The organism is Bartonella sp. AU16XJBT, from assembly GCF_028618665.1.
Classification (GTDB): domain Bacteria; phylum Pseudomonadota; class Alphaproteobacteria; order Rhizobiales; family Rhizobiaceae; genus Bartonella.
Window position 1 is genome coordinate 1 of the sequence record NZ_JAQITF010000022.1, and the last position, 12216, is coordinate 12216.

General features: G+C 37.8%; 1 protein-coding gene and 2 pseudogenes. All 3 read right to left on the reverse strand.

All coding sequences use genetic code 11. From position 1 onward, the window contains the following. Positions 1-2559, reverse strand: a pseudogene (locus PVV66_RS08465) (hypothetical protein); the annotation flags it as partial. 802 nt (positions 2560-3361) lie between these two features. Then, positions 3362-10294, reverse strand: a complete 6933-nt coding sequence (locus PVV66_RS08470; protein ID WP_273719368.1) for a Vomp family autotransporter — start codon at positions 10292-10294, stop codon at positions 3362-3364. A 560-nt stretch (positions 10295-10854) separates the two neighbouring features. Continuing rightward, a pseudogene (locus PVV66_RS08475) lies at positions 10855-12216 on the reverse strand (Vomp family autotransporter); the annotation flags it as partial.

Here is a 12216-nt window from a genome sequence, read left to right on the forward strand (position 1 = left end):
ACTACGCGCTAAAGTCATCTCTGCTACTTGCTTAACAAGAATACTGTCTCTTACATCAGCAATTTCATTATTTGTTGCCAAAAGCTGGGAACCAGTTACTGCTTCGGTCGATTCTGCTGTGAGAGAACCTTCTTTAATGCCTGTTATTGTCTTACTGCCAGCATCAATACCACCGGTGGTTATCTTAGGTCCACCCGTAATTACTAAGCCTGTTGCATCTAAGGTATTTGTACCTGCTTTTAAGCTTGTTAACGTAACGTCTTGAGCAAGATCAAATTTTAGCTTATTGTCCTCATTGCCTTTTGTAATGTTAAGATTTGTACTTCCAGTGGAAAAATCTACATCGCTGTCCATAAGAACAGTCTTGCCATTTTCACCCCCAACTGACAGTTTCCAGCCGTTTTCTTTGACGAATGTTTTTAAATCTTTTAACTGCCCTACATTTACTGCATCAGTACCTTTGCTACCAGCAGCCACACCTGTGATTTGTCGTGTTATATTCTTATCAAGATTACCAACACTCACAGCGCCTGATGTACTTTGCCACTGAGGTGTAGCATTTGTTGCAACCTCATCCCTTACCGAAGGAGCATAACCAAACTCATTAGCAGCTCTATTGGACACAGAGTTGTTTCCGATAGCAACACCATTATCAACCAACGCTTTAGATTGGTAACCTAAAGCAATACTACGCAGACCTGCTACTTCTACGCCATAACCCAAACCAATACCCTGCCAACCTGATACCTTTCCTTTACTACCTATAATAATAGCATAAGGAGATAATGCCTCTGCTTCAGAACCTATAGCAATAGTGTTATCTTCCTTTGCATCTGTCTGAAAGCCTAGAGCAAGAGAGGCTACTCCTGATGCATTTGCGTGATCACCAAGGGCAATTGAATTTTCAGCTATTGCCGTAGGATCTTTAAAATCCTTAGCAGAAGTATTGATTTTTAAACCTTTTAGAGCCGATATTCCTTGTACTGCTTTTAGCTGTGAAAAATTCACCGCATCTGTCTCTTCAGTACCCTTTGCTATTCCTGTTATCTTTTTGCCGCCAGCATCAATACCACCTGTTGTCATTTTCGGGCCGCCAGAAATTACTAACCCTGTTGCATCTAAGGTATTTGTACCTGCTTTTAAGCTTGTTAACGTAACATCTTTAGCTAAATCAAATTTTACCTTATTGTCCTTATCACCTTTGGTAATTTGGAAGTTCTTACTTCCAGTGGAAAAATCTACATCGCTGTCCATAAGAACAGTCTTGCCATTTTCACCCCCAACTGACAGTTTCCAGCCGTTTTCTTTGACGAATGTTTTTAAATCTTTTAACTGCCCTACATTTACTGCATCAGTACCTTTGCTACCAGCAGCCACACCTGTGATTTGTCGTGTTATACCCCCACCAGGATTACCAACACTGACGGCGCCTGATGTACTTTGCCACTGAGGTGTAGAATTTGTTGCAACCTCACTCTTTAATGAAGGAGCATAACCAAACTCACCAGCTGCAACAGCAGCCATAGAATCGCCCCCTAAAGCAACAGCTCCTTCCACCCCTGCAGCGGCTCCCATACCTATTGCAACACTCTTTTGCGGCATGGCAGCCGCCAGCCTACCAACTGCAATAGAACCCTTCTCACCCGCCATTGCTTGACCACCAATAGAAATCCCATAGTCCCTTAGAGCTTGAGATATATAACCCAAAGCTATCGATTGCTCCCCCGACGCTAAAGTAGAATGAACAGCGCCTTTGGAAAATTCTCCACTGCCTATTGCAAGACCAGCTGTTCTTTCAGCACTAGAGAATTTACCTACAGCAACAGCCCCATCAGCTTGCACCGCAGCCCACGGACCTATAGCAACAACATTACTGCCTTTTTTCTGCACTTGATAACCCACAGTATAAGAGTGGTCTCCATCGTAGTTTGCTCTCGTAGCAACTGGAAATACATTTGCTACAGCTATTGGTCCCATCTCCTTGGTATTTTTTTCTAAACTACGAACGCTAAACCGCCCTCCACCAGTTTCCTCACTATCATCAATAGAAAGCTTCCAATCTTTCTTTACAAATGGTTTCAACTCTTTTTTCTCAGAACGATTATTTATACTGTTTTCAGTAATCTTAGCAGCTACTTTTGTAAGCTGCTGTCCTTTAACTATATTTAGCACATTATTCCATGCAAAATCGCCGTCTTCTTTCATAACACTTATAGAGCTCTCATCACTTGGGCTCAGAAGGGTTCTGGTTAAAAAATTTGCATAATCACTAGAAGCTTTAACCTTTTCTTCTCCTGCATTATTAAGCACTGTTAAATAATTGTCTTTTGAGACGGAAGAAGCACTCAAACCAGCAACAGAGATAAGGCTTTGTGGATAAGATACACCAGCACTGTTAACACCTTCAAGAAATGCGTTTCTAAAATCAGAATTTGCTGAGAAAGCAAGTGTGATATTCGACAAAAGTGCAGCGATTGAAGTCAATGATAAAACTTTAATAAAAGGAAAACGAGAACCTTTTAATTCATTCGCTGCTCCCAGTGCATGTGATTTTTTCATAACAAACTCTCCAATGAAAAAACTTAAAAGCACCTCTAAAACATAAAAAAGACACATTTTAGCATTATCAGACTATCTTAAGGTTTTGGATAAAGGACACTGCTTAGAATGTGAACGTTTTGAGTCTTTAATTTTGTTTTGTTTGTGCCTTCTGTATTGAAATCTAAATGTATGTCTTTTGGTTTATGTTTTTTTGATATAAATATGACACATTTAGAGTCTAATGGTTTTAATGTGTTGCTTTTTCCTAACTGAAAGGAATTCTAATATTACTCTTTTAGTTGGTAATGGTATAAAATGCTTTGTAAAAGGTTTTAGTGTGTATTTTCATAGTTATAGGTCTTAGTTTTATTTAAAAGCACTTTTTTCTTAATAACAAGTAAAGTGAAAAGGTGTTTTGATATTGGGAATTTTATATTTCCTTGAATAATTCTTGCTAGATAGATTATTTTTTTCAAGATATCACGTAATGATGTGGGTGTACTCTTTTGATTGTTTCTTTATTCTTACGTGTCATTTACCCTCCCCCTTTAATATTGTTATCAAAATGAGTCTTACTAATATACTTTACGAGTCATATCTACTCTATAATAAAATAGCAACAAAAAATAACAATTTTTATCAATTTGGGTATTTTTCACAAAACAGTGTGATATTTTTTCAACAATTTAAGTAAAAATTTTTAGAATTTATAAATAAATTTATTGCTACAGAAAGCTTTTTGCAGACATAAGATATTCTTAATTCTTCATAAAAGAAAAATATAAATGCAAAATGCAGCGACAAACTTTAATAATCTCTATCAATTCAGTTTTACTCTTAAACCTGCTCCTACGCCCCAATGATTACCAGAACTCGTCGCGGATATATTAGAACGAATTCTGCCATTTTCAGAAACATAACCTGCTCCAACGGCAAAGGCTGATTGATTACGCCACATCCCCATACCTATTGATAAACTTACAGAACCTGGCGTTTCTTCATAACTCAAATTCGATACCGCTAAACCTATTGCCGCCGCCTGTCGCGATTCTTTGCGAATTTCCTTAATTTCATACCTTAACGCTTCAAACTTTATATCTGTGTACGATTTTATATCATGAACAATATTATTGACCGTATTAGTGACAACATCATTAAACCGCTCATCCGTATATTTCTTCGCATCAGAAAGTACAATACGCATCTGCTGATCCGTATAATCATGCAATTGACCACCTGTAACAGCTTCTTTTGAGCCACTTTCAATGCGGCCATCCGCTACATTGTCTATTAATACTGGATCACTCTCACTTACACCAACTAATGTTACTTTATTCTTTTTCTTGCCATCATTCCCTTTATCATACTTAACAGCAATATCCGCCACACTAGCAATATCTTTTACTTGCTTATCAATCATATTGACATGGTTTTCAACCTCTTCAACTTTCTTATTCGTTTGCCAAAGTTGACTACCATTAACAGCCTCTTTTGAGCCTTCTGATATTTCACCATCCGCTACATGCTTAATCTTACTGTCTTGACCTTTATGGTGCGCATCAAAAGCTTTTTCTGTCTCACTCCAATTTAAACCACCCGAGAAAACACTCTGTTCAAAATCATGAATACGATTGTTGATATTTGTCATGCTTTCGTTAACACCTTCAAATGCAGATGCAACATTGGTATAGTCCTCCTTTTTACTGACCACACCATCAGCAGTAAATTGTGCAACCTTAAAGTTTGGCGCAAGCCATTGTCCATCCTTGTATCCCGCATCTCCACTAAAATATCTAGAAAGCGCATTGATTACCGAATAAAGTTGGAAACCATTGACCGCTTCCGTGGATTCTGCTGTAAGAAGCCCTGCTTTTACACCAGAAAGGCTACGCACACCGCTCGCACTGTTTGCAATACTGATTTCACGACCATCTTTCTCTCCACCAATCGTGATAAGTTTTGTCTTTTCATCCTGCTTAACAAGATTCTCACTTTCTATTTTGCTAATCTCATGGGTCATTTTATTCTGGATATTCGTGAAAGAATTTCCAACCTCACTCAATGCATCAGAAATATTGCTATAGCTCTTTTCTTCAGAGACTCCATCTTCACCAAACTGCTTGATTTTAAAATTTGGAGCTTGCCAATTTCCTTGCTTATCATAACCAGCGCCACCACCAAAATAAGTCGCTAATTGCTCGTTTAAAGAATAAAGTTGAGAACCATTTACTGCATCACTTGAGTTTGCTGTAATATCACCATCCTTGAGATAGGTAATCTTACTGTTTTCCCTTGTTTCTCCCTCCCCATGAAGAGCAACATAAGCTTCCTTATTCTTATCCCATAATAAAGAATCATTGCTAATGCCTTCTGAGACTTCCTTAATACGCTGGTTTACATTCTTTATATTTGTATCAAGACCTTCAAAGGCTTTACCAACATCAGTAAAGGACTTATCCGTAACATTACCTTCTTTAGAAACATCAGATAATTTATAGGTTGGACCTGTAAAGGCTCCATTGTTAAAGGATACACCACCCCCTAAGAATTTTGCTATATCACCACCAATGTTATAAATCTGACCACCAGTAACCGCATCACGCGATTTTTCAGAAATAATACCATTAGCAACGTTGTGAAGAGCCGTGGATTTTTTAGCTCTACCACCAAAAGTTACACTCGCATAATCAATTTCATCATCTGTTTTGTCGTAATGAACAACAGCCGAATCTTCAGACTGAAGATTGTTGGAAAGATCCTTCAAACTCTCATCAAGCTGACCTTTGTTAACCGCTTCATTGTTTTGTATCCCTGCCTTCAAACCAGAAAGTGTCCGTTCTTCACCATCTTTGTTGGCGATATTGATTACAGTACCGTCTTTCTCTCCACCAACCATGATAAACTTTGTCTTGTCATCTTGCTTAACAAGACTCTCACCTTTTACATGAGCAATTTCATTGGTAATTTTATTCTGAGTATTTGTGAGAGAAGTGCTTAAACCTGACAAAGCATCCGCAACAGTTTTATAATCTTCTTGTGTTGCGTTGCCTTTAATATCAAATTTGTTCACTGTAAAAGTTGGAGCAATCCAGCTTCCCCCTTCATAACTCGCTCCACCGCCTAAAGAAGCAGTAACCGCATTCCCCATTGAATAAATCTGACCACCTGTGATTGCATCCGTAGAGCCAGAAGCAATATTTCCATCTAAAAGATGCGTAATCTTACTCTTTGTTTTTGCGCTCCCCTCTCCATGATCAGCAATAAACGCTTTTTCCTCCTTGTCCCATAACAAAGCATCGCCTTGAACTTGTTGTGTAATATTCGTTATGTTTTTGGTAAAATCGTTAAATTCATTCGTTATTTCGTTATTTGCATCTTTGATACTTGTATCAAGCTGACCTTTGTTAACCGCTTCATTATCTTTTGTTGCTTCCTTCACACCAGAAAGTATACGAGCTTCATCATTCTTGTTGGCGATATCAATGATACTGCCTTCTATTTTTGCACCAATGGTAATATTGTTTGTTTCTTTCTCTTGCTGTACAAGATTCTCACTTTCCACTTTATTAATCACATGATTAATCTGTTCAGTTACTTGTTTTTGAACATTTGTGAAAGAAGTACCAACTCCAGAGAAAGCTTCTGTGACATTATTATAAATCTTCTCTTCAGAGCTCCCATCATCTTTAACAGTTTTAAGTGTAAAAGTTGGAGCGCTCCATATGCCATTTTCATATTTAGCACTCCCTCCAAAGGATTTGGCTATATTCGTGGCAGCGGTTTGGAGATTAGTGGAGACAGTTGTCACATTTTGATTTGTCGTGAAAAGCTGTGAACCCGTAACGGCTTCGTTTGAATCTTTTGAAAGAGCGCCATCTTTTATACCGGTAAGAGTACGCTTTTCATTATTCTTGTTAGCAATATCGATTTTATCACCATCGGTATCCTTACCAATGGTGATGTGTTTTGTCTGCGCATCTTGTTTTACAAAGCTACTGGCTGCTACTTGTTCTTGTACCTCTTTCACTTTGTCTTTGATCTCTTGCTTGACACCTTTTAGCTGTGAAAAATTCACTGCATCAGCATCTGCCGTACCATCCTTTATACCAGTAAGAATTCGCTTTTCACTTTTGCTGTTGGCAATATTGATGACACTGCCTTCTTTCTTAGCACCAATGGTAATATTATTTGTTGCTTTCTCTTGCTGTACAAGATTTTCAACTTTTACTTTAGTAATATCATTTTTAATATTCGTGACAATAGTACCAACACCTTTAAAAGCCTCTGCTACATTCGTATAACTTTGTTCTTCTTCTGCACCATCATCGTTAAGAGTTTTAATCTTAAAAGTTGGATCGTTCCATTGTCCATCTTGAAACTCAGCATCACCACCAAAAAAACTAGCTACATGGCTCCCTAGCGTATAGATCTGGCCACCATTTACAGCTTCTGTGGAGTTGTTGGACAAATCTCCTCCTATAAGAAATTTAATTTTGCTATCCCTTCTTTCTTTGCCCTCTCCATGTTGGGCACTAAAAGCATTGTCAGCCGCACTCCACGATAAAGAATCTTGTGCAACACTTTGAGACACTTCCTTAATGCGCTGATTAACATTCTTGATATTTGTATTAAGTCCAGTAAAGGCTGAGCCCACATCAGAAAAAGATTTAGCTGTTATATTACCTTTTTCATCAATACTTGATAAATCATAGGTTGGTGCTGTAAAGGTACCGCTTTTAAAGATTGCTTTACCACCTAAAAATTTTGCAATATCTTCACCGATTGTATTAATCTGTCCTCCATTGATTGCGTCATAAGAATCCTTAGCAATTATACCATTAGCAACATTATGAAGAGCTGTGGGATTCTTCCCTTTACCCAGGGTGATATTCGTATAGTCTGCCTGATCTCCATTACCATTGGATATTTTATCGTAGTGAATAGCAAAAGAACTCTCAAACTGAAGATCTTCTGTTAATCCCTTCACACCTTTATCAAATTGCCCTTTATTAATAGCCTCATCCGCCTTCGTTGCCTCCTTCACACCGGAAAGAGTTCGTATCTCACTTTTGCTGTTAGCAATATTAATTTCACTGCCTTCTACTTCTCGACCAATGTTGATATTATTTGTTTCTTTATCTTTTTTAATGAGGCTTTCACCTTGTACAGTGGTAATTGCACTATTAATCTGGTTGGTAATCTCCTTGGTAATTTTATTTTGAACATTTGTAAAAGAAGTACCAACTTCTGTTAAAGCTTCCGCTACATTAGGATAACTCTTATCTTCTTCCTTGCCTTCAGAGTTAACAGTTTTAAGCGTAAAAGTTGGAGCAATCCATTTTTCATTCTCATATTTTGCTCCGCCTCCAAAGGTCTCTGCTATATTTTTCCCAGCTGTTTGGAGATTAGTGGAAACAGTATTCACATTTTGATTTGTCTCAAAAAGTTGCGAACCATTGATGGCATCATGTGAATCAGAAGAAACGGCACCTTTGCTAACATTATGCAAAGCAATCTGACCTGTGCTAGGATCTCCAAAAGTTACACTGTTTTTATTAACTTTACGCGCTGACCTGATAAGGGGATTGACATCTTTTGGCTCTACTTCTTCATCATAAAGAACCGCTACTGAACGTACATCTTCTATTTCTCGATCAAGCTGACCTTTGTTGACTGCTTCATTGTACTCTTCTGCCTCCTTAACACCGGAAAGTTTCCGATCCTTTTTATCCTTATCCTCAATACTGATTTTATTACCGTATTTTTCTGAACCAATCTTGACTATTTGTTGCTCTTCATCCCACTTAACAAGACTATCACCTTCCACTGTGGCAACCACATTCTTAATTTCTTTATGAAGATCAGAAAAAGAATTATTTACGCCTTCAAAAGCAGCTGCAACATTATCATAGCTTTTTGTACCTTCTGTACCATCCTCATTAAAGGTTTTAACCATGAAAGTTGGATCAGTCCATTTATCGCCTTTATAAACAGCGCCACCACCGAAATAAGACGCAACTTCGCCACCAAGAGAATAAAGCTGCGAACCGGTAATAGCTTCATTTGAATCTTCTGAGATGACACCATTCTTTATACCCGTAAGAGTACGCTTCTCATTTTTGTTGTTGGCAATATCAATTTTATCACCATCTGTATCTTTACCAATGGTGATGTGTTTTGTTCCGTCATCCTGTTTTACGAAGCTACTGACTACTACTTGTTCTTTTATTTCCTTTAGCTGTGCAAAATTCACTGCATCGGTGTCGACAGTACCCGTTGCCACATTTTTGATCTTTTTACTGCCAGCATCAATGCCACTAGTTGTTATCTTAGGTCCACCCGTAATCACTAACCCTGTTGCATCTATTTTTGCTTTCTCTCCTAATGTCACACTGCTTAGTGTTAAATCATTAGCCAAACCAAATATTAGCTTATTGGCTTCGTTTGTATCTCTTTTAATCTTGAAATTACCTCCTCCAGATGAAAAGTTTACTGTACTATTCGCACCAACGTTTTTTGCCGCATCAGTTCCAATAGAGAGCTTCCAACCGTCTCCCCCTTTTTGTGCAAGTGCCTTTACTGCTTCCAACTGTGAAAAATTCACCGCATCGTTATTTGCACTACCATTTGCTACTTCTGTAATTTTTTTATTTCCAGCGGAAATACCAGTGGTCGTCACATGCGGACCATTGACAATGACTAAGCCCGTTGCATTTAAGGTAGCATTCGTTCCTGCTTTTACGCTATTCAGCGTAATGTCCTTTGCTAAATCAAATTGTACCTTATTGTCGTCTTTGCCCTTGGCAACCTTTATGTTACCACTTGGAGCAGCTAAATCTACTAATTTATTCGATTCAACCGTTGTGGTATTCGCTCCACCAACAGAGAGTTTCCAACTTCCAGCAGCCTTTTCTAAGGCTTTCAACTGCGCTACATTTACTGCATCAGTATCTTGAGTACCACCTGCAACTCCTACAATTTGTCGTGTTTTTGATGTTTCAGCATTACCAATACTCAACGCACCTTCAGAGCTCTTCCAAGCGGCAAAATTTTTCGTTGGCATCATGTCTAATGGCCTATATGCATCAATACCTCTGGGTACAGAAGCTTCACTGTTACTACCTAAAGCAATCCCACCAGCTTTGATCGTCTTCGCACTAGAACCAATGGCTATCTCCGTAACCTCATTCAAAGTCATTGCATTGGCACCAATAGCAATACTATGTTGCATTTTTGCTTGCGCACCAGTACCTATCGCCACAGTATTAGTGCCGATGCTAATTCCGCTGCTTCTAGTCATTGGTGCATTAGTTCTCGTCATCGGATTCATACTAAACGTCGTTATATCATTATCCAATACAACAGGATTATAAGTGCCCTCTAAAGAAGATATAGCGATAGGATTATCATCACTCTTACCAGACAGGGTTCTGGTTAAAAAATCTGCATAGCCACCAGAAGCATTCACTTTTTCTGCTAGCGCTTTATTGAGTGCTGTTAAATAACCCACCTTGGATGCATCAGAAATGTTAAAACTGCTCTGATTATCCTTGCCTTGAGAATAAACCGCTGTTGCCTTCTCCATGCTTTGAAGAACTTGTTTTATTATATCAAAACTTTTCGCATAAACGGGGGAAGCATTTGATAAAAATGCAGTAATTGTGGTTCCCAACAAAAGCTTTTTAAATAAATGTCGAGAGAAATGTCCATAACCCCAATCATTCTTCCTTGATATGATGGATAACTCTTTCATAATAAGCACCCAATGAAAAAATCAAATCAGCATATTTATGCCATAAAAAAGACATATTTCAATTTATAATTTTATCCCTAATTAAACCATCTGTTAACAATTCGTGAGGAAGGTTATCTCTGCATAAAGCCGTAATAAAAAAGTCTATTTAAAGAAAGTTCTAAGGTTTTGGCAGTTTTATTTTTGGGGTAATATGTTATTGGATAATAGGGCCATTTAGATAAATTGGTAGAAGCATTTTCTCATGCTAGGTTGGTGAATTTTTATCTGTAAATTAAGTAACATATTGGTTTTATGTTCTTTTGAACTGCTTTTTAGTAAAAAGCAAAAAATATTAGTATGGGGTAATCTCCATTCTTGTTAAATTATAAATGGGACGAAAATAGAGCTTTAGCATTTATAGTGCGTTTTGTTTTATTATTCATCAGCTTGTAATGTTTTTCTTTGATTTAATTATTTCATTTGTTGATTTTATTGATTTCTTATTAAAATAAAATTTCGCCCTTACCTTCATTTAAGACAAGGGCGAAATAATTTTGCTCAATGCATTTTGTTGATTATTAGTTCAATGTCATATTGAATCCCGCACCTATACCCCAGTGTCCACCAGAATTGGTGACAGATACATTAGACAGAACAGAGCCGCTCTCAGATGTATAACCAGCACCAAAGGCAAATGCAGATTGCCTACGCCATAAGCCAGTACCAAATCCAACACTTAATTTCCCAGGTGTTTCATTATAGCGTAAGTTAGACACTGCTAAACCAATAGCGGCTGCTTGTCTTGCTTCTTTTCGCACACTTTCTATGCTGTAATTTAAAGCCTCAAACTTCATATCCGTATAAGATTTTGCTTCATTAATAACATCACCCATCTGGTTATTTAAAATGCTATTGAAGCGCTCATCCGTATAAGATCTTGCTTCATCAAGGACTATCTTCATCTGCTTATCCGTATGATCATGCAATTGGCCCCCATTAACAGCTTCTTTCGAGCTACTTTCAATGCGACCATCCGCTACATTGTTTAACACTACTGGATCACTTTCACTCACACCAGCTAATGTGACTTTATTTATCTTATCACCCTTTTCATTTTTATCATATTTAACCGCATCATTCGTAACCGTATTTTCAATATTTTTTACCTGTTGATCAATATTGTCTACTTTCTCTTCAACCTTGCTAACCCTATTATTTGTCTCCCAAAGTTGGCTACCATTAACGGCTTCTTTCGAATCTTCAGACAATTTACCATTCGCTACATGCGTAATCTTACTGTCCTGCCCCTGATGACGTGCGTCATATGCTTTTTCATCCTCATTCCAATTTAAACCATTCGATGTGACATTCTTGGTAACCTCAGTAATACGATTATTGATATTTTGCATACTTCCACTAATGCCATCAAAAGCTGCCGCAACATTGTCGTAGGGCTCCTGCTCATCAACGGTACCATCACTCTTGAATTGTGCAACATGGAATTTGGGAGTCATCCATTCTCCATCTTTATATCCAGCACCACCACCAAAATATGCGGAAAGCTTATTACTCATCAAATAAAGCTGCGAACCATTAATTGCATCGGTGGAGTTTTCAGTTATATCACCATTGGCAAGAAAAGTAATCTTGCTATTGGTTTTTCCTTCACCTTCACCATGTTGAGCGATAAATGCTCCTTTATCATTGTTCCACAATAAAGCATCACCTTTTGTTTCATTAATCTGGTTGGTGACAAATAAAGCTGCGAACCATTAATTGCATCGGTGGAGTTTTCAGTTATATCACCATTGGCAAGAAAAGTAATCTTGCTATTGGTTTTTCCTTCACCTTCACCATGTTGAGCGATAAATGCTCCTTTATCATTGTTCCACAATAAAGCATCACCTTTTGTTTCATTAATCTGGTTGGTGATATCATTG